Genomic DNA, 23,098 nt, shown 5'->3' with positions numbered 1-23,098 from the left:
ATCGAAATATAAACAATAGCATAAAGATATGGAAATAAAACCAATAGCAAGATTCCGTTCTCCGTTCAGCAGTAAGTTTGGTATTCCCAAGCAGGCTGGATTGGTGGCTGAACTGGAAGGACAGATTGTTTTTGAACCCGAATATCGCAATCCGGATTTCCTCAGAGGAATGGAAGGTTTCGATTTTCTCTGGCTTATCTGGGAATTCTCGGCAAATAAGCATAAGGCGAACAGTCCGGTTGTAAGGCCTCCTGTCTTGGGAGGTAACGAGAAGGTTGGGGTATTTGCTACCCGCAGTCCTTTCCGTCCGAACAACATCGGATTGTCATCCGTGAAAATCTCCCGTATTGAATGGGAAACAAGCAAGGGACCTGTCATTCATGTAAAGGGTGGTGACCTGATGGATGGTACTCCCATCTATGATATCAAGCCTTACGTGGTGTATGCCGATTGTCATCCTGATGCACGAAGTGGATTCGTGGATGATCGGAAATGGGCGAAGCTGGATGTTGAGATTTCCGGGGAAATAAGGGAATACCTGATTTGCCAGGGATTGAATGATGAGAAGATTGAAATCTTGAAAGAGGTTCTGGCGCAGGATCCTCGTCCGCATTACCAGAAAGACCCTCATAAGGTTTATGGAATGCCTTATGAGGGTCTGGATATTCATTTCTCTGTCTGCGAAAAGACGCTTACTGTTGTAAGGTAAGTGTTTGACGCATTTAGAGAGAATGGTTTGCGATATGGTTTCTTACTTTGCAAAAGTAGCGAAGTTCACATTCTCGAGCTTGATTTTGCAAGTCTCATCGATATCCTGAGCCTTCTGATTGTAGAAGATATAGGTATCCTTGACGGTAATGTCGTGAACCATTCCCTCTGCGCCGTGAGCAACGATGCTGTTGTTATCTCCTTTTCAGAATACGTAAAAAGGCGGCTCTAACCGAAGTCAGAAACCGCCTAAATGAAAGGAGGAGTGGTACCACCAGGAATCGAACCGGGGACACAAGGATTTTCAGTCCTTTGCTCTACCAACTGAGCTATGGCACCATCTTGCTTTTTGCGGTTGCAAAGGTACAACAAAAATTTTAATTGAGCAAGAGAAAACCAAATATTTTCTCTTGCTTAATGTTTATTAACTAAAATCGCCTCTTTCGGGTTTCTTCCTTAGAGAAGGCGATTCGTGAAACTAGTCTTTCAGAGGATTCCATCCCTGCGCCTTGAGTTCGAATTCCTGACCATCGCGGGTAATGAGGAACTTGCCGAGGCTCTCCTTGGTGATGTAACCAATCTGCTTCACGCCTTCCATTTCCTCGATCTTGGCATGGTCGCCGATAGGAACGGTAAAGAGAAGCTCATAGTCTTCGCCACCATTCATGGCACAGGTAGTGAGGTTCATGTTGAATTCCTCTGCCTGAACTGCTGTCTGGTAGTCGATAGGGATATTCTTCTCATAGACACGACAGCCGCAGTTGCTCTGTTCGCAGATGTGCATCAACTCGCTGCTCAAGCCGTCGCTGATATCCATCATAGCGGTAGGTCGGATGCCTGCCTCACGGAGCTGGGCTATGATGTCGCCGCGAGCTTCTGGCTGGAGCTGGCGCTGCAGCAGGTATTCCTTGCCGGCGAAGTCTGGCTGGAAGTTACGCATTTCCTGCAAGTCTTTGTTGAGGGCTGCCAACTTCTGGTCGTCACCCTGCGCTTTTGCCTCTGCCATCTTCTTGCGGATGTCTTCTACCTGTCCGTAATATACAGCCTTTTCGCGTTCCAGGAGCTGCAGACCCATATATGCAGCACCCAGGTCGCCGGTTACACAGATGAGGTCTGTTTCCTTGGCACCGCTGCGATATACGATATCTTCCTTTGCAGCCTCGCCAATGCAGGTGATGCTGATGGCAAGACCGGTGAGTGAGGAAGTGGTGTCGCCACCTACGATGTCAACGCCAAACTTATCGCAAGCCATACGCAGGCCTCTGTAGAATTCATCAAGATCTTCTACCTTGAAGCGCTTGCTCAGTGCAATGCTTACCACCATCTGGCGTGGCGTTCCGTTCATGGCGAAGATGTCGCTGATATTGACCATGGCACTCTTGTAACCCAGGTGCTGCATATCAATATAGGTCAGGTCGAAATGCACACCTTCCATCAGCATGTCGGTAGTCATCAGCACCTCCTTGTCGGGATAGTGCATCACCGCGCAGTCATCGCCTACGCCATAAACAGTAGAGGCGTTCTTGTTTTCATATCCTTTGGTGAGATGGTCTATCAGTCCAAACTCACCCAACTTAGCTATATCCAAGATAATTTATAATTTATAATTAATAATTATGATCTGCGAATCATTTCTCGCATAATCTCAGTCATCTTAGGCTGAGCAGCATTGGCAGCAATCTGCACCTCCTCATGGCTTACCTCTACAGGAACGTCGAAGCCGCCGAGGTCGGTGATGATGCTGATGCCGAATACCTTGATGCCGCAATGGCGGGCCACGATCACCTCTGGAACGGTGCTCATGCCTACGGCGTCACCACCCAGGGTTCGGTACATGCGGTACTCTGCCGGAGTCTCGAAGGTAGGACCCTGGACGCCCACATATACACCATGCTGAACAGGAATATCCTTCTCCTTGGCTATCTCGTCGGCAAGATTACGGAGCTGCTTGTCGTATGCCTCGTGCATATCTGGGAAGCGAGGACCGGTAGGGAAGTTCTTGCCACGCAATGGATGCTCTGGGAAGAAGTTGATGTGGTCGTCGATAACCATCAGGTCACCGATCTGGAACTTAGGGTTCATTCCGCCAGAGGCATTGCTTACGAAGAGGGTCTCGATGCCCAACTCGAACATCACGCGCTCTGGGAAAGTTACTTCCTTCATATTATATCCCTCATAGAAGTGGAATCTGCCTTCCATCGCCATGATGTCCTTGCCGCCCAGCTTTCCGAAGATGAGCTTGCCTGCATGTCCTTCTACGGTAGATACCGGGAAGTTAGGAATTTCACTATATGGGAATTCGTAACTATCAGTTATTTCTGAAGCTAATTGTCCGAGACCTGTTCCCAGAATGATTGCAGTCTTCGGACTTGTGCTCATCCTTTCTCTTAGCCAGGATGCTGTTTCTTGAATTTTTTCGTACATAGCTTATTATCTTTTCGTTAAAATTATCTTCTTGGTCAAGCATGAAGCTTACCTTGATAGGCAATTCGTACATGCTTTCTTTCACACTCTCGTAGAGTCCTTCTGCCTCTCTCAGTCTCACGGCATCCTTTTCTGTTGTGATGATGATGCGTGGTTCCGGCAAGGCTTCGAATGCCTCATTGATGCGGTCAATGTCTTTGTTCTTGAAGCGGTGATGGTCGCCGAAAGAGAGAGACTTCATCTCCTTGACCATCGGTTTCAGGTCGTGCTCCATCTGTTTTGGAGACGCGATGCCGGTGAGCAGAAGCACGTGATAGTCTTTTGGATCTTTCAGTTCTTTTCCAGTGAAAACACCCTTCAGTGTATCGTAGTCGATGCAGGTGAAGTAGAGCTTCTGGAATGGATAGAGATCCATAGCCTTGGTGAGTACACGAAACTCCATAGGTTTCAGATCCTTTGGACATTTGGTGATAATCACGATGTCGGCACGGCTCTTTCCGCTCAATGGTTCGCGCAGTCTTCCTGCTGGTAGCATCTTGTCGTAGATGATGAGACGATGGTAATCTACCAGGAGGATATTGATGCCTGGCTTGACATAGCGATGCTGGAAGGCATCATCAAGCAATACCACATCTACATCCTTGGTCTCTTCGTTGCTTTGCAGGTTGTTGATGCCTCTTACTCGTTTGGCATCTACCGCTACGTAGATATCAGAAAACTTCTGGTGCATCTGGAATGGCTCATCACCTATATCCGACATTTCTGTATTTTCATCTGCAAGTACATATCCGTGGCTCTTGCGTTTGTATCCACGTGACAGCACGGCAATTTTCACCTTGTCGTGCAAGAGGCGAATCAAGTATTCCACATGCGGAGTCTTTCCCGAACCGCCCACGGTGATATTGCCCACCGAGATGACGGGAATCGAGAAGTCGCGGCTCTTCTTCAATCCGATGTCGAAGAGCCAGTTGCGGAATCTTACGATGCTGCCGTATATCCAACTGAGCGGTAGCAGCCAATCGTTGATCTTTATCAGATCTCCTTCTGTTCTCATTTCCTCACTCCTTTTTTATACCTTATTATATATATTAATGTATATTCAGTACGAATGGCATTGCTGCCTGCACTGGTTCTTTCTCCTTGATGTTGCGAATCATCATAAATGGTTGGTAGAGGTCACCCAGTGTGAGTCGTAACTGCTCATCGAGATAGTTGCCGCCGCTGCCTGACAGTCCGTCTAAAAGCTGGTCTATCCAGTCTGCAGGCATAGGATACTCTGTGGTTCCGTAATCGGAAACCTTGGCAAGTTGAGCTGCCTTGGCAACAGCGTCGTCGAGACTGCCAAAACCGTCAATCAGTTTGATGCTCTTGGCGTCGGTTCCGAGCCATACTCTTCCTTGTGCAATCTTCTCCACTTCTTCGGTCTTCATCTTTCTGCCATCAGCCACACGCTGGCGGAAGAGGCCATAGCCACGGTTGACATAAGCCTGGAGATGGCCGATTTCTTCTGCACTCCAAGGACGGGCACTGCCGGCACTGCCGTAGGCACTGTTGCGGTTGGTCTTTACCTCGTCATATTTGAATCCCAACTTCTTGGTCATCAGGTCACTGATGTCTGGCAAGGCACCGAAGATACCGATGCTGCCCGTCAGTGTTGTTGGCTGAGCCATGATATAGCTGGCACCCATACTCATATAATATGCACCCGAAGCAGCCATACCACCCATGGATACCACTACTGGTTTCTTCTTGTTGAGCTGACTGACTGCACGCCAGATCTGTTCTGAGGCATAGGCATCGCCACCACCTGAGTTGATGCGGAGTACCACAGCCTTGATGTTCTTGTCGTTGCCCAGATCCTGCAGATCCTGTATCACGTCGTTGCTCACAATCTGCTGCTCGCTTCCGAATGCGCCTGGAGTTGCTACTCTTACGATTTCTCCCTGGCAATAATATACGGCAATCTGGTCGCCAAGAAGGTTACTGTCATCTACGGCTGCATTTACATCACTCATAGATACCTGACAAATCTTCTCATCGGTTTTCAGACCGAGCTGTTTCTTTATTACGTCTCTGATTTCATCATAATAGCAGAATCCATCTACCATCTTTCTGGATTTCAAGAGCTTGGTATCATCGAATGCCATAAGTCCGTCTGCATAGCGATTCAGGGAATCCTTGGAAATGTTTCGGCTCTTGCTGACATCTGCCAGAATCTGATTCCAGAGACCTCCGATATATCGGGTAACCTGTTCGCGGTTGGCATCGCTCATCTTGTCCTCTGTGTACATCTCGGTGAAGCTCTTGTATTTGCCCACCTTTACAATGGTGAAGTGAACGCCAAATTTGGCAGCCACATCTTTTATATATTGTGTCTGTGAGGCAATACCGTGCCAATCTACCGAACCTTCCGGGTTGACATAGATTTTGTTGGCGACCGAAGCCAGGTAATATCCACCTTGGGTCATGGCATCACCATAGGCGATGATCCACTTGCCGCTCTTCTTGAAGTCGGCAAGAGCGTTGCGGATTTCCTGCAATGTAGCGTAGTCTGTACTCAGAATACCCGTTTCCAGATAGATACCCTTCACCTTATCCTCCTGTTTTGCCTTCTTGATGGCTGAGAGGATATTGTTCATGCCAAGGTTGTTATATTGGTTACCGGTGAGCTGTCCCAACCAGTCGTCGTTTGCTTGATCACTGATCTGACCTTGCAGCTTCATCACCATCACAGAGTTGTCTTTCAGTGAAGGAGTCTTGCTGCTATTGCAGATCATACCAATAAGTGTGATGACGGCGAGAATCATCATGATGATTCCGAATCCGAAGATACCTACGATGGTAGCTGCTACATTCTTGAAAAATTGCTTCATAATTCTGTCTATATTACGTTGATACCGATTTATTTTTCTGCAAATATAGTAAAAAAGTAACAAATGACAAAGAGATTTGTACAAAAACACCGAAAAATGATGAAAATATAACGTTGTGTTAACAAAAAATGCTTATCACAGCAAGGAAGTTCGTATTGAAGAACAGTACGGATGGACAGAGTGAACTCACTTGTTATCTACCCAAGAAACCAACGGGTGGCTTCAGCATTTTTAGGTAAAGGCTGACAGAAATGTCAGTAGATGTGTAGTTGTGAGCGTGCCAAAGTGTCAGTTTTGACGCTTTGGCACGCTTTTCGTATAGGGTGAGGGTGTCTGGCGTATGCCCGAATAGGCTGAAGTGAAGACGAAAAATAGAAGTAATAACAAATTAAAATATAAGAATCATGAATATTAAACCATTAGCAGATAGAGTGCTGGTACTTCCTGCACCAGCTGAAGAAAAAGTAGGTGGAATCATTATCCCTGATACAGCAAAGGAGAAACCACAGCGCGGTAAGGTCGTTGCAACAGGTAAAGGTACCAAGGATGAAGAAATGATTCTCAAGGAGGGCGATACTGTTCTCTATGGAAAGTATGCTGGTACTGAACTTGAGTTTGATGGTACTAAGTATATGATGATGCGCCAGAGCGACGTTCTCGCTGTGGTAGAAGAGTAATTGATAATTAACATTTTAATTAAGAATAAAGAAATGGCTAAAGATATTAAATATAATATGGATGCCCGCGACCTCTTGAAGAAGGGTGTTGATCAGTTGGCAAATGCAGTAAAGGTAACTCTTGGTCCTAAGGGACGCAACGTGGTAATCGAAAAGAAGTTTGGTGCTCCTCAGATTACTAAGGATGGTGTTACCGTAGCTAAGGAAGTAGAGTTGGAGAACAAGTTTGAGAATACCGGTGCACAGCTCGTAAAGAGCGTTGCCAGCAAGACTGGTGATGATGCCGGTGACGGTACTACAACAGCTACTATCCTGACTCAGGCTATCGTAACTGAGGGCTTGAAGAACGTAACTGCAGGTGCTAACCCAATGGATTTGAAGCGTGGTATCGACAAGGCAGTTGCTGCAGTTGTTGCCTTCATCAAGGATCATGCAGAGCAGGTAGATGACAACTATGACAAGATTGAGCAGGTGGCTACTGTTTCTGCCAACAACGATGCAGAGATTGGTAAGCTCTTGGCTGACGCTATGCGCAAGGTTTCTAAGGATGGTGTCATCACTATCGAGGAGAGCAAGAGCCGTGATACCAATATCGGTGTTGTTGAGGGTATGCAGTTCGATCGTGGTTACTTGAGCGGTTACTTCATGACTGACGCAGACAAGATGGAATGTGTAATGGATAATCCATACATCCTTCTTTACGATAAGAAGATTTCTAACCTGAAGGAGTTCTTGCCAATTCTCCAGCCAGCTGCTGAGAGCGGTCGTCCTTTGTTGGTAATCGCTGAGGATGTTGATTCTGAGGCTTTGACAACATTGGTTGTTAACCGTTTGCGTGGCGGTTTGAAGATTTGTGCTGTAAAGGCTCCAGGTTTCGGCGACCGTCGCAAGGCTATGTTGGAGGATATTGCTGTATTGACAGGCGGTGTTGTTATCTCTGAGGAGAAGGGCTTGAAGTTGGAGCAGGCAACATTGGAAATGCTGGGCTCTGCTGACAAGGTTACTGTTACCAAGGATAATACAACTATCGTAAACGGTCATGGTGAGAAGGCTAATATCCAGGATCGTGTAGCTCAGATCAAGAACGAGATTGAGAACACCAAGTCTTCTTACGATAAGGAGAAGCTTCAGGAGCGTTTGGCTAAGCTCGCTGGTGGTGTTGCTGTTCTCTACGTAGGTGCTAACTCTGAGGTAGAGATGAAGGAGAAGAAGGATCGTGTTGACGATGCTCTCTGCGCTACCCGTGCAGCTATCGAGGAAGGTATCGTTGCTGGTGGTGGTACTACTTATATCCGTGCCCTCGAGGCTTTGAAGGATATGAAGGGTGACAACGCCGATGAGACAACTGGTATCCGCATCGTAGAGCGTGCTATCGAGGAGCCTCTCCGTCAGATTGTAGCCAATGCTGGTGGCGAGGGTTCTGTAGTCGTCAACAAGGTTCGCGAGGGCGAGGGTGACTTCGGTTACAATGCCCGCAAGGATGTTTACGAGGATATGCGTCAGGCTGGTATCGTAGATCCTGCTAAGGTTGAGCGTGTTGCTTTGGAGAACGCAGCTTCTATCGCAGGTCTGTTCCTGACAACAGAGTGCGTATTGGTTGATAAACCAGAGCCAGCTCCAGCTGCACCTGCTGCAGCTCCAGGTATGGGCGGCATGATGTAATAGAGTGCGTTTTTGCAACCTAAATATAACAAATAGGGGTGATTCTCAGAGAATTATCCCTATTTTTTTTGTTTTTTTAGCAATTGATATGCAAAAAATCGCAAAATTGTTTGGTGCTAATACGCTTTTTTTGTAACTTTGCAAGCGAAAAGAAAAGGTAATACCGACCGTGAGGTCGATGAAGATATTTTTTTGATTTGTTTTAGTAGATTAGTTTTTAAGTAGTTTGTTTTTGAAAATCGGTTGTCGTGAGACATCCGATTTTTTTTGTGCTCATCTCAAAAATATGCTTAATCTTATGGCTAGCTCAGAAAAATGTTGTATCTTTGCAGAACAAATAGTTTTTTGAGTATCATGCATAATATTGATTGGAAAAAGGCATTGGTCTTCCTGATCGTTATCGGAGGACTGATTTATATAACAAAGGCGGAGTTAGGAATGACTACTACGAATTCTTTCCTCACTACGCTAGGTATCTTATTGCTTCTCTTCATCGGTGATAACTTCGCACAGAAGATAGATGATGACAGAAAACGCAGAAAATTGAATGATGATGGAAAAGCTAATTAATCTCTACAAGCAATGGACTGGCGAAGAGCCTGCTGATGTCATCAAGCTGGCAGGGCAGGGAAGTAACCGCCAATATTTCCGTATCATCAAGCAGGATGGGGATACGGTGATAGGTGTTATCGGTACGAGCCGTGATGAGGATCACGCCTTCGTGTATCTGGCTAATCATTTCAACCTCCGTCAGTTGCCGGTGCCTAAGATTCTGGCTGTGAGTGATGATGAACTCTGCTATATCCAGACTGATCTGGGCGGAACTTCGCTCTTTGATGCCATCAAGGGCGGAAGAGAGGCTGGCGGTAGATACAATCAGAAGGAGAAGGAACTCCTGAAGAAGACAATCCGTGAGTTGCCTAACATCCAGTTGCGTGGTGCACGTGGGCTGGATTGGTCCAACTGCTATCCTCAGCCAGAGTTTGATGTGGACAGTGTGCTCTTCGATCTCAACTATTTCAAGTATTGTTTCCTGAAACCGACAGATTTGGATTTCCATGAATTGAAGTTGGAAGCCAACTTCCGTCTTTTTGCGAAGGATTTGACGTCAGAAAAGATGGATTGTTTCCTCTATCGCGATTTCCAGGCTCGCAACATAATGTTAGACGAAAATGGCAATCCGTACTTTATTGATTTCCAAGGTGGCAGAAAGGGACCTTTCTATTATGATCTGGCTTCCTTCCTTTGGCAGGCTTCAGCCAAGTATTCCTTCAAGTTCCGCCGCGAGTTGGTATGGGAGTACTATCAGTCGCTGAAAAACTATACCGAGGTACCATCTGTACGTCATTTCGTGCATCGCCTGAGTCTCTTTGTGTTCTTCCGTACCTTGCAGGTGTTGGGTGCCTATGGATTCCGTGGCTATTTCGAGCGCAAGAAGCACTTCATCGAGAGTATTCCGCCTGCTATCCAGAATCTGCGTGATCTGCTGAAGATGGGCGAGAAGGTTTTCCCATATCCTTATATGATGGATATGCTGCGCCGACTTACGGAGTTGCAGCAGTTTAAGCGCATCGAGAGTGCGGCTATAACCCGTGCTGATGGTTATAAGATTACAGATAACAATATCTACAGTGCGCATCCGCAGGATGGACCTGCCACTTATTCCAAGTATGACGGCAAGGGACCGTTGGTTGTGCGGGTATTCAGCTTCTCCTTTAAGAAGGGAATCCCTGAAGATCCGTCTGGAAATGGCGGCGGTTATGTTTTCGACTGCAGAAGTACTCACAACCCAGGTAGATATGAACCTTACAAGAAACTTACGGGATTGGATGAGCCAGTGATCCGATTCTTGGAGGATGATGGTGAGATTCTGACGTTCCTGGAGAGTGTCTATAAGTTGGCAGACCATCACGTGAATCGCTATATCCAGCGCGGTTTTACCTCCCTGATGTTCTGTTTCGGTTGTACGGGCGGTCAGCATCGCAGTGTGTATTCAGCCCAGCATCTTGCCGAACATATCCACGAGAAGTTTGGCGTAGAAGTGCAAATATGTCATAGAGAACAGCATATTGAGCAGGTTTTGCCTGCAAAACAATAATATTTAGCGTGCAAATTTGGCTATCTCGCAAAAAGTTAGTAAATTTGCACGCACATTAATATATAGCTATTTAGCAATGATGCAAGCAATGATATTCGCAGCAGGTTTGGGCACTCGCCTGAAGCCACTTACTGATCGCATTCCGAAGGCATTGGTAAGTGTCGGGGGAGAACCTTTGCTCAAACGTGTCATCTTTCAGTTGAAGGATGCCGGTTTCACTCGTATTGTGGTGAACGTGCATCATTTCTCTAAACAAATCATCGATTATCTTCGTGATAATAAGAATTTCGGTATGGACATCCGTATCAGCGATGAGAGCGAAAAGCTCCTAGAAACGGGTGGTGGTATCAAGAAGGCATGGCCACTCTTCGATCAGACAGAGCCTATCCTGATTCATAATGTGGACATCCTGAGCAATGTGGATCTGAAGAAATTCTATCAGATGGAGTCGAAGGAACTTTCAGATGATTCTTCGGATTCCGTGAAGGAGAAGGCTCCCTTGGCTGCCCGCCTTCTGGTGAGCGAACGCAAGACCAAGCGTTATCTCCTTTTCGATGATACCATGCGATTGGTAGGCTGGACGAATATAGAGACAGGTGAGGTGAAAAGTCCTTATCCTGATCTCAATCCAGAAGATTATAAGATGTATGCTTTCTCGGGCATTCACATGGTAGCCCCATCGCTTTTCCCGCTGATGGAGAATGAACCGGATAAGTTCCCCATCATGGACTTCTATCTGAAGCATTGCGACAAGGTTCGCATTGAGGGATACGTGAAGAACGACCTCAAGCTGATGGATGTGGGAAAGCAGGAGACGCTGAAAGAAGCGGAAGCATTCCTGAAAGAATTATGAATTGTAAATTATAAATTATAAATTAGACAATATGCAACAGAAGATTATTATTTTGGATTTCGGTTCACAGACCACACAGCTGATTGGCCGTCGTGTTCGTGAGCTTGATACCTTCTGCGAGATTATGCCTTACAACAAGTTTCCAAAGGATGACCCATCTGTGATTGGTGTCATCTTGAGCGGTAGCCCTTATTCCGTTCATGATCCGGAAGCTTTCAAGGTAGATCTGAGCCAGTTTATTGGCCGCATTCCTGTGCTTGGCATCTGCTACGGTGCTCAGTTCCTCTCTTACGCCCAGGGTGGTAAGGTGGAAGCTGCTGACAGCCGTGAGTATGGTCGTGCTAACTTGGAGCAGTTCGACAAGGAGAACCCTTTGTTCAAGGGATTCATCGAGAACTCTCAGGTTTGGATGAGTCATGGTGATACCATCACAGCTATTCCTGAGGACTATAAGTGCATCGCTTCTACTGCCAATGTGAAGTATGCTGCTTATGCTTCTACCAAGCAGCCTGTTTGGGCTGTACAGTTCCACCCAGAGGTGTTCCACTCTTTGCAGGGTACACAGCTTCTGAAGAACTTCGTGGTAGATATCTGCGGTAGCAAGCAGGATTGGAGTGCTGACTCTTTCGTTGAGACTACAGTAGCTGAGTTGAAGGAGCAGTTGGGCGACGACAAGGTTATCTTGGGTCTTTCTGGTGGTGTTGATTCCAGTGTAGCTGCTGTTCTCTTGAACAAGGCTATCGGCAAGAACCTCACCTGTATCTTCGTAGATCACGGTATGCTCAGAAAGAATGAGTTCCGTGATGTTATGGAGGATTACAAGTGCTTGGGCTTGAATGTTATCGGTGTTGATGCATCAGAGAAATTCTTTGCAGATTTGGCTGGTGTTACTGATCCTGAGGAGAAGCGTAAGATTATCGGCCGCGACTTCGTGGAGGTTTTCAATGCTGAGGCTAAGAAGCAGACTGGTGCCAAGTGGTTGGCTCAGGGTACTATCTATCCAGACCGTATCGAGAGTTTGAACATCACTGGTAAGGTAATCAAGAGCCATCACAATGTAGGTGGTCTTCCTAAGGAGATGAACCTTCAGTTGTGCGAGCCTTTGAAATGGTTGTTCAAGGACGAGGTTCGTCGAGTAGGTCGCTCTATGGGTATGCCTGAGCATCTGATTACCCGTCATCCATTCCCTGGTCCTGGTTTGGCTGTCCGAATCTTGGGTGATATCACTCCAGAGAAGGTACGCATTCTTCAGGATGCAGATGATATCTATATCCGTGGCTTGCGTGAGTATAAGGTGAAGTTGAGTGGTGAGGAAGCTCGCCGCGTCCTGGCTGCCGGTGTTCCTGCTGACATGCAGAATGGCGAGATTGAGGTTTCTCTCTACGATCAGATTTGGCAGGCTGGTACCGTATTGCTTTCTACCGTCCGTTCAGTAGGTGTGATGGGTGATGAGCGTACATACGAGCACCCGGTTGCATTGCGTGCCGTAACCAGTACTGATGCGATGACTGCCGACTGGGCACATCTCCCATACGACTTCATGGCTAAGGTAAGTAACGAGATTATCAATAAGGTAAAGGGTGTTAACCGCGTTTGCTATGATATCTCTTCAAAACCACCTTCGACAATTGAGTGGGAATAATATCCTGATGATGGGCTGAGGAAATTTCCTTACCCACATCTATGTAAAAAGACCACCATTTGAGTTGGATATTCAACTCAGATGGTGGTCTTTTTTATTATTGATAAGTACTGAGTACTTCTTGGTAATGTTGTACTCAGTACTTTTTGTTTTTAATAACCGTCGTTCTGCTTCAACTGCAGGTTAGCATCACGTGCACCCTGTGGGATAGGGAGATAACGGTTGGTGGTCTTGAATACACGATCCTCAATCTTCTTGTCTGCTGCTGTTGCATTCACATTAATAGTGGCACGCATACCAGGAGCCACAGACTTATCCATGCTCACGGTACCTACACGGCGCTCCAATGTGCAGTTCAACAGAGTCTCAGCCAACATCTTGCCACTGGCATCCTTCCAGCGTAAGATATCTGCACGGCGGATACCCTCACCTGCGAACTCAACACCACGCTCGCGACGAATCAATTCACGAAGCTTCTCCTTGGTATTGTACTTAGCTTCATCTACATCAGGCATACCTACACGGTTACGAACCATATTCAGATAGGTGTAAACCTGTGCAGAAGGACCGTTCAATTCATTCTCTGCCTCGCAGTAAGTAAGCAATACTTCTGCATAGCGGAAGACGATAGGCTGGCAAGTGGTGTTCCAGATGTCTGCATACTGGTTCATAGGTGCCAAGTACTTACCCCATGTCAAACCAGTCTTTGAACTGTTGTTGGCAGCGAGATAATAGTTGGCGTTGGCAGCACCATCAATCGTCTTGTCGAGTGTATTGAAGATAGCTTCCTGACCATTACCATTGATGTAGTCACAACCAGGATAGATGACTGTCATCGCCATACGAGGGTCGCGGTTGTTGAATGGGTGAGCAGGATCATAGCCTGAACCTGGCTCGTCCTTGGTCAAACCGTTTGCCATTTCGTAGGTGTCGATCAAACCGTAGCTAGGAACGATAGAAGACCAACCGCCATCGGCATTGTTGTACATACGGCCAATCACATCGTTATAGTAGTCGTTTTCTACAGCCTGTACGGCAAGGATGATTTCCTTGGAATCCTGACCTGCTACATTGAACAGGTTAGCATAGTTGTTGTCCAACTCATACTGGTTCAATGCAATGATCTTCTCAGCACGATCCTTAGCAGTAGCATAGTCTCCATAATAGAGAGCCTCGCGCATACGGAGAGCCAAAGCTGCACCCTTGGCGATGCGACCACGGGCTGCAGGAGTTACATTGATATCGTTTACCAACTCGTCGAGTTCTTTTTCGATATACTCCTTCACCTCCTGCTCGGTATTACGAGGTACCATCGCTTCCTCTGCAGTAGCATAGCTTTCGATGAGAGGCACACCACCATAGTTCCAGTTCATCAGGAAGTAGCGGTAAGCGCGGATCCAGCGAGCCTGAGCCTTGATATCCTTCTTGGCTGCTTCTGGCATGTTACACTTATCCACATTAGCCAACAGCTCGTTGACGCGACGGATGCGTGAGAAGTCGTACCAGTCTCTACCGCTGGATGCGGTCAAGGTACCATTACCGATGGCTGTATAACCCTCCCAAGGGAACTGGTCGTAACCGAAGTCACTTGTACCATCCCAATACAGGAGGAAGCCATCCCAACCCCAACCGGAGTTGTACTGGTCTTGCCAGTTGTTGTAACAGCCAACGAGGAACTTGTCTGCGTCTTCCTGAGTCTGCCAGGTGCTGACAGGTGAAAGTGCATCCTTTGGGGCTGTATCGAGGAAATCGGAGCATGAGGTTGCCAAGAGGGCGGTCATGCCGATGAATATATATTTCTTAAGATTTCTCATGATAATATCCTTTTTAAGTTATTAGAATGTTACGCTCAAACCGAATGAGTGAGTGCGGAGCAATGGATAAGAGCTGAGTCGCTGACTGGTTGCCTCTGGATCCACGTTGATGTCGAGATTGTCGATTGTGAACAGATTCTCGCAAGAGTAGTAAACACGTACCTTGTTGACATGAAGGAATTCAAGTGCCGACTTAGGAAGTGTATAACCCAACTGCAAGTTCTTCAAACGGCAGTAAGATACATTCTTGAGCCAGAATGTAGAGATTACATTACGTGAAGAGCTAGGAGAGTTTGTGTCAGTAAACAATCGTGGCATCTTAGGATTTGACTTGTTGTAAGTCCAAGAGTCTCTCCAGATGGTTGCTGGGTGAGAGCTGTCACCAACAAAAGCACCTTCTACCTCGTATGCATCGAAGTAACGGTAAGCCTTAAACTGTCCGTTGAAGAACAGAGAGAGGTCAAAGCCCTTCCAAGCTGCGTTCAGGTTCAGACCGAAGGTCCAGCGAGGAACAGAACTGCCTGCATAGAAGCGGTCGTTCTCGGCATCAATCTTGCCATCACCATTGATATCGGCATACTTCAAGTCACCAGCCTTGAACTTGCCACCACTGAAAGGACAAGCACCCTTTGAACCGTCTGCTGGCCAATATTTGTTCATGTATTCCTCTGCTTCAGCATCTGACTGGAAGAATCCGTCAGCCTTATATACATAGTAGCTGTTGAACTCCTGACCCGTAGCGTTGCGCTGATTGTAGCCAGTACCTACGTATCCCTTACCAGGCATGCTCTCGATTTTGTTCTTGTTGTATGCAACATTCAAGCCTGCGCCTACTGTCACCTCACCAAACTTATCGTTGTAGTTGAGGCTCATCTCGACACCCTGGTTGCGCATCTGACCCACATTGTCAAGATAGCTACCCAAAGCGAACTCGTAAGGAGCATCTACAGAGATCAAGATACCATCTGTAAGACGGTTATAGTAATCAACAGATGCAGTAATCTTGTTGTCGAGGAATCCCAGGTCAACACCTACGCCCCATGTGGTCGCCTTTTCCCAAGTGATGGTGTTGATCTTGTATGAACTCTGGTAGTATCCAGATGTTACCTTGCCGTCGAATGCATACTTGGCGTTGATACTGTATGTATTGATAGCTGGATAGTAGTCGCTCAAAGCCTCCTGGTTACCCAACTGACCCCAAGATCCGCGAATCTTGAAGTTAGAGAGCCAAGACTTGGTACCCTCCATGAAAGCTTCCTCGCTTACACGCCATCCTGCAGAGAATGATGGGAAGTAACCCCAACGATGACCATCTGCGAAACGGCTGGATGCATCGGCACGGAGGTTAGCCTCGAAGAGGTAACGGCCTGCAAAGTCGTAGTTAACACGACCAAACCATGAAAGCATATTCAACTCACGGGTATTTCCCTGTGCCTGCTGGGTAGATACATCACCCGCATTGATATCGGTCACATTATTGTTAGGGAAGTTCTTGCGGTAAGTGTACCAATACTTATAGTCGTAAGCCTCTGCATGCCATCCTGCCAAAGCACCAACGGTATGCTGTCCGAAGGTCTTGTTGTAGTTCAGCAATGCTTCGAAGGTTTTACGTTCCCACTTATATACTCGTTCATCGTGGAAATTTGGATCGGTCTTCTTGTTCGCATTGTAAACGAAGAACTTCTGGAAGTAGTCGTAGTTCTGGTTGTCGTTTACATAAGATGCACTCAACTTAGCTGTCAAGCCGTCAAGAATCTTGTAATCAACACCGAAGAGACCTGTGAAGTTGGTATTGCGGCGATATACCTTCAGATCGTTGTCGAGCCATGCAATAGGGCTACCGTCAGAAATGGTTCCCCATGTACCATCGTCATAACGAGCGGTAATCCATGGTGAAATCAAGTTGAGCTGACGGATGATCTGGTCAGAACCACCACCTGCGTATGCAGAAGAAGGGTCGGTATAATCGTTCTTGATGTAAGCGAGATTCAGGCGGGCTGTAAGGCGGCTGTTAATCTTCATCTCCAGGTTTGTACGGCCGTTTATCTGTTCACGACCAGCATGAGGCAAGATACCCGACTGCTTCAGATAACCTACAGATGCCAGATAGTTTACGTTCTCTGTTCCACCGTTTACGCTTACGTTGTGGTGCTGCAAAGAACCTGTTTTGTAAGCCAGGTCGTACCAATCGGTATTAGGGAGTGCATTGATTTCCTCTTCAGAGGTAAATTTCTTAGCCTTGCCCTCGCTTTCGAGCGCATCATTCAGCATGTGGGCATACTCGTATGAATCCAGACGGTCAACCAAACTAGTTGGATTCTGCATACTCACATAACCATTATAAGAAACTTGAGGCTTACCGCTCTTACCACGCTTGGTAGTGATAAGGATAACGCCGTTGGCAGCCTTGGAACCATAGATGGCAGCAGAAGCAGCATCCTTCAATACAGAGATGCTCTCGATATCGTTAGGGTCGAGGCTACTCATGGTACCTGACTCTACGCCATCAATCAAAATATAAGGAGAGGAAGAGTTGAGGGTTCCCACACCACGTACGTTGATGCTACCTGAATCCATACCAGGAGCACCATTGGTACCGCTGATGGTAACACCAGGCATCATACCCTGGAGTCCACTCTGTACGTTCTGGATAGGACGGCTTTCCAAAGCCTTGCTATCTACTGATGATACAGAACCGGTGAGGTTCACCTTCTTCTGTGTACCGTAGCCTACAACTACAACTTCATTGAGCTCCTTGTCTTCAGACTTCATGGTAATCTGCATGTTGCTTGCAGCTGTAAGAGTCTGTGGATTGAAGCCGATGTAGGAAATTGTAATCTTGCCATTAGGGTTTTTCAGACTGAGGGAGAAATTTCCGTCTAGGTCGGTTACTGTTCCATTGGACGTGCCAACTTCCATCACGGTAACACCGATAAGAGGTTCGCCTTGATTGTCAACAACACGTCCTGTTGCTACTTTCTTCTGCTGTTGGATGCTGGTGGTAGGGCGGTTCAAGTTGTCTGCTTTTACCATAGTACCATTTGCAAACGCAGGAGACATGGAAGTCAGCGCACAAATCAGCAACGCTGTCTTCATTTGGTCTTTAGGTTTCATGTTCTTACTCATATTGTTTATGTTAAGAGTTGATGTTTTATTAAGATTTAGAATCTCAACTTAAGTCTTTAATCGGGGCAAAATTACAAAAAATATATCTAATAAGCAAGTAAAAATGAAAGTTTTTTCTAATAAACGTGAAAAAATGTGCGTTTTTTTCAAAAGTAGGGGAGTAAATGTGGCTCTTTTTCTTTTATACCTTATATTATATATAGAAATCCACCCTTAAAGAAAAATATATTTTCCCTTAAGGAAAAAAATAAAAACCCTTAAGGAAAAAAATATTTTTCTTTAAGGAAGGGTAGGAGTGGCTTGGATAGAATTCTTCTCAAGTCTTGATAGTAGTATTCATATCCTCTCACTCCTGTCTTCTTTTTTTATCCTGCCATGAAAAAACAGTGGTTATCCCTTCTGCTCTTTCAGCAAATCGCGAATCTCTGTCAGAAGCTTCTCTTCCTGGGTAGGCTCTGGAGCCTTAGGAGCTTCAGCAGGCTTCTCTTCCTGTTTCTTGGCGGTAACCTTGTTCACTACCTTGATGAGCATGAATACACAGAAGGCAACGATGAGGAAGTCGAGAGTGGTCTGGAGAAAATTACCGTAGTTGATGGTTGCCGCCTGAAGCTTCTCGCCACCGATCACCTCTACTGATGGAAGAGTGACTTTGAGGTCGGAGAAGTTGACGCCACCAATGAGCCATCCGATAGGAGGCATGATGATATCATCTACTACAGAACTTACGATCTTGCCGAAAGCACCGCCGATGATCACACCGACTGCCATGTCGAGCACGTTGCCACGCATGGCGAATTGCTTGAATTCATTCAAAAATTTACCCATAGTCTTTGATGTTTATAATGATTAATACTTCCCTTGAAATGATCCATTTTTTGCCTTTCAGTGTGCGATGAAGCTTTTTCCCCTTAATATAATAAGGTGTAAGTTTCAGCCGCAACTTTCACTTTATCTTCTGGTGTCATATTCTACTTCCTTTTAATAATTGCATTTTGCTATATGGAGTTGTCAGTATGGCATCTTAAAGTGCTAAAAATAGGTAATATTCGAGTTCTATCGCCCTTTTTTAACTTATTTAATACTCTATTCGTATGCAAAGTTAGAAAATTTTTTGTAACTTTGCGCTCGAAAAGAAGAAAAAATGCTTGATAGGGATGAAAAAAGGTGTTATCAGCTCCTTCGGATTCGCTTGATAGCTTAAAAGATATAATTATTAAACTTTTAATTTAAATATTAGAACAATGATTAAGATTGGTATTAACGGATTTGGCCGTATCGGTCGTTTCGTATTCCGTTCTACAGTTGAGGCTGAGAACGCAAAGGAAGTACAGGTAGTAGCTATCAATGACTTGTGCCCAGTTGATTACATGGCTTACATGTTGAAGTATGATACAATGCACGGTCAGTTCGACGGTACTATCGAGGCTGACGTTGAGAAGAACGAGTTGATCGTAAACGGTAACCACATCCGTGTTACTGCTGAGCGTGATCCTGAGAACTTGAAGTGGGATGAGGTTGGTGCTGAGTACGTAGTTGAGTCTACAGGTCTCTTCCTCGCTTACGACAAGGCTGAGAAGCACTTGAAGGCTGGTGCTAAGTATGTAGTACTTTCTGCTCCTTCTAAGGCTGACGCTAACGGTAACCAGGCTGATATGTTCGTTTGCGGTGTTAACACTGACAAGTACAATGGTCAGAAGATCGTTTCTAACGCTTCTTGTACAACAAACTGCTTGGCTCCTATCGCTAAGGTATTGAACGATAACTTCGGTATCGAGACAGGTTTGATGACAACTGTTCACTCTACAACTGCTACACAGAAGACTGTTGACGGTCCATCTATGAAGGACTGGCGTGGTGGCCGTGCAGCTGCTGGTAACATCATCCCTTCTTCTACAGGTGCTGCTAAGGCTGTAGGTAAGGTTATCCCTGAGTTGAACGGTAAGTTGACAGGTATCTCTATGCGTGTTCCTACTTTGGACGTATCTGTTGTTGACTTGACAGTTAACTTGAAGAAGGCTGCTTCTAAGGAGGCTATCTGCGCTGCAATGAAGGCTGCTTCTGAGGGTGAGTTGAAGGGTGTACTCGGTTACACAGAGGATGCTGTTGTTTCTTCTGACTTCTTGGGTTGCGCTTTGACATCTATCTTCGACGCTAACGCAGGTGTTTACTTGACAGACAACTTCGTTAAGGTTGTTTCTTGGTATGACAACGAGATTGGTTACTCACACAAGGTTGTTGAGTTGATCAAGATCATGAAGAAGCACAACGGTTAATTCGTTGCCTCTTAACGATTAAGAAATATAGCCGCCCAGCATTTCTGATGCTGGGCGGCTTTTTTTCTATCTCAGATTGTCTTGATGTGAGAATTTCTTTTCGTTTTATTTTGTATTATCAATTATTTCCTTTATCTTTGCGGCATGAAACAGACGATGATTACCATATTAGGTCCTACTGCGAGCGGAAAGACGAGCCTTGCCGCAGCGCTTGCTTCCAAGATCAACAGCTTGGATGCTGCGTCGTGGGGTGGAATTACCCAGGGGGCGGAGATTATCAGCGCCGATAGTCGCCAGGTGTATCGTGGCATGGACATCGGTACGGGAAAAGACCTGGAAGATTATACCGTGGACGGCAAGTTGATACCTTACCATTTGATAGATATCTGCGAACCGGGAACCAAGTATAACCTCTTTGAATATCAGCAAGACTTCTATGATGCCTATCTCGATATCCAGAAACGGGGTGTGCTGCCTATCTTGTGCGGCGGAACAGGACTGTATATCGAGTCTGTGCTCAAGGGATATCATCTTTCGCCTGTACCACAGAATCAGGAGTTGAGAGACCGGCTGGCTGATAAGAGCCTGGATGAGCTTACGGTGATGCTGAAAGAGCTGAAGGCTAAGACGGGTTCCAATATGCACAATCGCACAGATGTGGATACCGCACAGCGAGCTATCCGGGCTATCGAAATAGAAACCTATAATCTGGAGCATCCTATGCCGGAACGGGAATTGCCTGCGGTAGATTCGCTTATTATAGGTGTCAGTATCGATCGTGATGCCCGTAGAGAAAAGATTACCCGAAGGCTGAAGCAGAGACTCCAGGAAGGAATGGTAGATGAAATCAAAGGTTTGCTAGACAGGGGAATTCCTGCAGAAAACCTTATCTATTATGGTTTGGAATATAAGTTTATCACCGAATATGTGATTGGTAAAACCACCTATGATGAAATGTTCAGAGGTCTGGAGATAGCCATCCATCAGTTTGCCAAGCGCCAGATGACCTGGTTCCGCGGTATGGAGAGAAGAGGTTTTACCATTCATTGGATAGATGCTCTGCAGCCGATGGAACAGAAAGTGGAGCAGGTGCTGGAGATAGTTAAAAGTTCAAAGTAAAAATCATGGCAGTGAATGAAAATAAGTGGGGGCTCCTGTATTGTCCCCGTGGCGGTTGGCGCAGTGCCAAACGCTGGGAGAAGATAGAAAAGGTGCTCAGGCAGCAGGGCGTGGATTACGACTTTGTGCAGAGCGAAAACCAGAAAAGCGTAGAGCGACTGGTGAAGATGTTTGTCAACAATGGCTATAAGACGATAGTGATTGTTGGCGGAGATTCTGCGCTCAATGATGCCGTCAATTGCCTGATGCAGATGGATGCTTCCGAGCGTAATGAAGTGGCGTTGGGAGTGATTCCTAATGGATTGATGAATGATTTCGCCCGTTTCTGGGGATTCGATGACAGTAATGTGGAGCAGACGGTGGCTTGGCTCAAGAAGCGCAGGGTGAGAAAGATTGACCTGGGATGTATCCGGTACACCAGCAAGAAGGGGGAGAAGTGCTTGCGCTATTTCCTCAACTGTGTGAACATCGGACTCATAGCTGCGATTATGAATCTGCGTCGCCAGACCCGTCATGTCTTCGGTTCCCGTACGCTGTCTTTCATCTTCTCGTTCATTCTGATGATTTTCCAGCGTCTCGACTACAAGATGCATATCAAGATCAATTCTGATGTCATCAAGCGCAGAGTGATGACGATGTGTGTAGGCAATGCGGCTGGTTATGGTCAGACGCCGAATGCCGTGCCGTATAATGGGTTACTGGATGTCTCTGTGGTTTATCATCCGCAAATGACCCAGCTTTTTGAGGGTATTTATCTCTTTGTAAAGGGAAAGTTCCTGAATCATAAGAGTGTGCATCCTTACCGTACCCGCGAGGTGGAGGTAGAGGAGGCTTCTCATGCCTTGATTGGCATTGATGGAAGATTGATGAATACGCCTGTGGGTTCTTATAAGATAACTGTAATTCAGGAAGTCATCAACTTCCTGATTCCTGCATAAACGCCAATGAGGGTGAGTTCTACGGTTAGAACTCACCCTCATTGGTTATGTTGTGGCTTTTATCCTTTTGCTATTTTCTTGATTTCCTCTTCATTGAGAATCTTGATCTTTCTGACATTCGTTTCTATCAGACCTTCTGATACAAAGGCAGAGAGTGTGCGGATGCAGTTGCTCGTTGTCATATTGGATATGTTAGCGAGGTCTTCACGACTCAGGCTGCAGTCCAGTGTGACTCCGTCTTTAGCCAGTCCGTATGAATCATGCAGAAACAGAAGTGCTTCGGCGAGGCGGGCACGGATGTGCTTCTGGGTGAGATTGACAGTACGGTCGTCTGATTTTCCAATCTCTACACTCAGGTACTTGATGAAGTAGTGTCCGATCTTGTAGCTTTTCTGCAGCAGCTTCATCAGTACGGGCAGTGGAAAATGGGCTACGGTGCAAGTATCCAAAGCCTGTGCTGCAGTCTTGTAGATTTCGTTTGCGAAATAAGCACGGAATCCGAAGAATTCGTTCGGCTTGATGACGCGGATAATCTGGCTTTTTCCGTTGATGCCATCCTTGAATATCTTCACTTTGCCAGTGAGAAGACACATTGCTTCAGTGGGAGTTTCATCGCACTGATAAATCATTTCTCCTTTCTTGTATTTGGTGATTTCAACATGTTCTTTCAATGTTGCAATCTGGTCGCTCTCGAGTCCGCCCCATATTTTCGAAATCTCCCGAGCTACCTTAGCTTTATTCGCATCTTTCTTCTTTTCAACCATTATCGTTCTTCTATTTATGCACTAGTTCGTTAAATCGGCTGCAAAATTACACATTTTTTTTGATATAACTCAATAAAAAACGCTAAAAATATGTTTTAAAACATACAAAAGTAAGATTTTCTAAAAA

Annotated in this window: 18 protein-coding genes and 1 tRNA gene; 10 read left to right on the top strand and 9 right to left on the bottom strand. The window is 46.0% G+C overall.

The annotated features are described in order from the left end of the window. Positions 1-28 precede the first annotated feature (28 nt). Positions 29-709, top strand: coding sequence for a tRNA (N6-threonylcarbamoyladenosine(37)-N6)-methyltransferase TrmO (gene tsaA, locus DW657_RS00415; RefSeq protein WP_089544269.1), 681 nt, complete (start codon positions 29-31; stop codon positions 707-709). A 265-nt stretch (positions 710-974) separates the two neighbouring features. Here the strand turns inward: tsaA and DW657_RS00410 are convergent. The 5 genes from DW657_RS00410 to sppA all read right to left on the bottom strand — a co-directional run bounded on the left by DW657_RS00410 (position 975) and on the right by sppA (position 6,005). Further along, positions 975-1,047: transfer RNA gene (locus DW657_RS00410), tRNA-Phe, on the bottom strand. A gap of 139 nt (positions 1,048-1,186) precedes the next feature. Beyond that, positions 1,187-2,296 (bottom strand): thiamine-phosphate kinase, encoded by a 1,110-nt coding sequence (gene thiL, locus DW657_RS00405; RefSeq protein ID WP_089544268.1) that lies wholly within the window; start codon positions 2,294-2,296, stop codon positions 1,187-1,189. 26 nt (positions 2,297-2,322) lie between these two features. Continuing rightward, the gene (locus DW657_RS00400) at positions 2,323-3,132 is read right to left on the bottom strand and encodes a purine-nucleoside phosphorylase (protein ID WP_118310987.1); all 810 of its coding nucleotides are present in this window, start codon (positions 3,130-3,132) and stop codon (positions 2,323-2,325) included. After that, the gene (gene lpxK / locus DW657_RS00395) at positions 3,017-4,186 is read right to left on the bottom strand and encodes a tetraacyldisaccharide 4'-kinase (RefSeq protein ID WP_117662828.1); all 1,170 of its coding nucleotides are present in this window, start codon (positions 4,184-4,186) and stop codon (positions 3,017-3,019) included. Before lpxK ends, DW657_RS00400 begins: the two co-directional genes overlap by 116 nt. A 34-nt stretch (positions 4,187-4,220) precedes the next feature. Beyond that, entirely contained in the window at positions 4,221-6,005 is a 1,785-nt protein-coding gene (sppA, locus tag DW657_RS00390; RefSeq protein ID WP_118310986.1) for a signal peptide peptidase SppA, read from the bottom strand. A gap of 404 nt (positions 6,006-6,409) precedes the next feature. Between sppA and groES the strand changes: the two genes are divergently transcribed. From groES to guaA, 6 genes are all read left to right on the top strand, one after another. Continuing rightward, positions 6,410-6,682, top strand: a complete 273-nt coding sequence (gene groES / locus DW657_RS00385) for a co-chaperone GroES (protein WP_117662833.1) — start codon at positions 6,410-6,412, stop codon at positions 6,680-6,682. 33 nt (positions 6,683-6,715) lie between these two features. Continuing rightward, positions 6,716-8,344, top strand: coding sequence for a chaperonin GroEL (gene groL / locus DW657_RS00380; protein WP_117662835.1), 1,629 nt, complete (start codon positions 6,716-6,718; stop codon positions 8,342-8,344). Between the two features lie 354 nt (positions 8,345-8,698). Further along, positions 8,699-8,914, top strand: a complete 216-nt coding sequence (locus DW657_RS00375) for a transporter (protein ID WP_118310985.1) — start codon at positions 8,699-8,701, stop codon at positions 8,912-8,914. Next, on the top strand, positions 8,898-10,442 hold the full coding sequence (locus DW657_RS00370) for an RNase adapter RapZ (RefSeq protein WP_118311035.1): 1,545 nt from the start codon (positions 8,898-8,900) through the stop codon (positions 10,440-10,442). The genes DW657_RS00375 and DW657_RS00370 overlap by 17 nt, the downstream gene beginning before the upstream one ends. A gap of 76 nt (positions 10,443-10,518) precedes the next feature. Beyond that, positions 10,519-11,295, top strand: coding sequence for a nucleotidyltransferase family protein (locus tag DW657_RS00365; RefSeq protein WP_118310984.1), 777 nt, complete (start codon positions 10,519-10,521; stop codon positions 11,293-11,295). A 31-nt stretch (positions 11,296-11,326) separates the two neighbouring features. Beyond that, complete coding sequence (gene guaA / locus DW657_RS00360) at positions 11,327-12,937, top strand: glutamine-hydrolyzing GMP synthase (RefSeq protein WP_118310983.1); 1,611 nt, start codon at positions 11,327-11,329, stop codon at positions 12,935-12,937. 152 nt (positions 12,938-13,089) lie between these two features. On the opposite strand, the gene DW657_RS00355 is transcribed toward guaA, so the two are convergent. The 3 genes from DW657_RS00355 to mscL all read right to left on the bottom strand — a co-directional run bounded on the left by DW657_RS00355 (position 13,090) and on the right by mscL (position 18,702). Then, positions 13,090-14,751 carry a RagB/SusD family nutrient uptake outer membrane protein gene (locus tag DW657_RS00355; protein ID WP_118310982.1) on the bottom strand — a complete coding sequence of 554 codons (1,662 nt, stop codon included), beginning with the start codon at positions 14,749-14,751 and terminating at the stop codon, positions 13,090-13,092. A gap of 21 nt (positions 14,752-14,772) precedes the next feature. Beyond that, complete coding sequence (locus DW657_RS00350) at positions 14,773-17,877, bottom strand: TonB-dependent receptor (protein ID WP_233546572.1); 3,105 nt, start codon at positions 17,875-17,877, stop codon at positions 14,773-14,775. Between the two features lie 390 nt (positions 17,878-18,267). Next, positions 18,268-18,702, bottom strand: a complete 435-nt coding sequence (gene mscL, locus DW657_RS00345) for a large-conductance mechanosensitive channel protein MscL (RefSeq protein ID WP_118310980.1) — start codon at positions 18,700-18,702, stop codon at positions 18,268-18,270. A gap of 416 nt (positions 18,703-19,118) precedes the next feature. On the opposite strand from mscL, the gene gap reads away from it, so the two are divergent. The 3 genes from gap (at position 19,119) to DW657_RS00330 (ending at position 22,207) form a co-directional block, all read left to right on the top strand. After that, positions 19,119-20,150, top strand: a complete 1,032-nt coding sequence (gene gap / locus DW657_RS00340) for a type I glyceraldehyde-3-phosphate dehydrogenase (RefSeq protein WP_117662844.1) — start codon at positions 19,119-19,121, stop codon at positions 20,148-20,150. A gap of 144 nt (positions 20,151-20,294) precedes the next feature. Further along, complete coding sequence (miaA, locus tag DW657_RS00335) at positions 20,295-21,269, top strand: tRNA (adenosine(37)-N6)-dimethylallyltransferase MiaA (protein WP_118310979.1); 975 nt, start codon at positions 20,295-20,297, stop codon at positions 21,267-21,269. 5 nt (positions 21,270-21,274) lie between these two features. Next, entirely contained in the window at positions 21,275-22,207 is a 933-nt protein-coding gene (locus tag DW657_RS00330; protein WP_118310978.1) for a diacylglycerol kinase family protein, read from the top strand. A gap of 59 nt (positions 22,208-22,266) precedes the next feature. Here the strand turns inward: DW657_RS00330 and DW657_RS00325 are convergent, their stop codons facing one another. Continuing rightward, entirely contained in the window at positions 22,267-22,971 is a 705-nt protein-coding gene (locus DW657_RS00325) for a Crp/Fnr family transcriptional regulator (RefSeq protein WP_118310977.1), read from the bottom strand. Positions 22,972-23,098: the final 127 nt, after the last annotated feature.

The sequence above is a fragment of the Prevotella sp. AM23-5 genome (assembly GCF_003473645.1).
Taxonomy (GTDB): Bacteria; Bacteroidota; Bacteroidia; order Bacteroidales; family Bacteroidaceae; genus Prevotella; species Prevotella copri_A.
This window is presented reverse-complemented; position numbering and strand designations above follow the sequence as displayed.

Coding starts and splice junctions, on each gene's coding strand:
- tsaA (WP_089544269.1), top strand. CDS start 29: ATGGAAATAAAACCAATAGCAAGATTCCGTTCTCCGTTCAGCAGTAAG.
- DW657_RS00400 (WP_118310987.1), bottom strand. CDS start 3,132: ATGTACGAAAAAATTCAAGAAACAGCATCCTGGCTAAGAGAAAGGATG.
- lpxK (WP_117662828.1), bottom strand. CDS start 4,186: ATGAGAACAGAAGGAGATCTGATAAAGATCAACGATTGGCTGCTACCG.
- sppA (WP_118310986.1), bottom strand. CDS start 6,005: ATGAAGCAATTTTTCAAGAATGTAGCAGCTACCATCGTAGGTATCTTC.
- groES (WP_117662833.1), top strand. CDS start 6,410: ATGAATATTAAACCATTAGCAGATAGAGTGCTGGTACTTCCTGCACCA.
- groL (WP_117662835.1), top strand. CDS start 6,716: ATGGCTAAAGATATTAAATATAATATGGATGCCCGCGACCTCTTGAAG.
- DW657_RS00375 (WP_118310985.1), top strand. CDS start 8,699: ATGCATAATATTGATTGGAAAAAGGCATTGGTCTTCCTGATCGTTATC.
- DW657_RS00370 (WP_118311035.1), top strand. CDS start 8,898: ATGGAAAAGCTAATTAATCTCTACAAGCAATGGACTGGCGAAGAGCCT.
- DW657_RS00365 (WP_118310984.1), top strand. CDS start 10,519: ATGATGCAAGCAATGATATTCGCAGCAGGTTTGGGCACTCGCCTGAAG.
- guaA (WP_118310983.1), top strand. CDS start 11,327: ATGCAACAGAAGATTATTATTTTGGATTTCGGTTCACAGACCACACAG.
- DW657_RS00355 (WP_118310982.1), bottom strand. CDS start 14,751: ATGAGAAATCTTAAGAAATATATATTCATCGGCATGACCGCCCTCTTG.
- DW657_RS00350 (WP_233546572.1), bottom strand. CDS start 17,877: ATGAGTAAGAACATGAAACCTAAAGACCAAATGAAGACAGCGTTGCTG.
- mscL (WP_118310980.1), bottom strand. CDS start 18,702: ATGGGTAAATTTTTGAATGAATTCAAGCAATTCGCCATGCGTGGCAAC.
- gap (WP_117662844.1), top strand. CDS start 19,119: ATGATTAAGATTGGTATTAACGGATTTGGCCGTATCGGTCGTTTCGTA.
- miaA (WP_118310979.1), top strand. CDS start 20,295: ATGAAACAGACGATGATTACCATATTAGGTCCTACTGCGAGCGGAAAG.
- DW657_RS00330 (WP_118310978.1), top strand. CDS start 21,275: ATGGCAGTGAATGAAAATAAGTGGGGGCTCCTGTATTGTCCCCGTGGC.
- DW657_RS00325 (WP_118310977.1), bottom strand. CDS start 22,971: ATGGTTGAAAAGAAGAAAGATGCGAATAAAGCTAAGGTAGCTCGGGAG.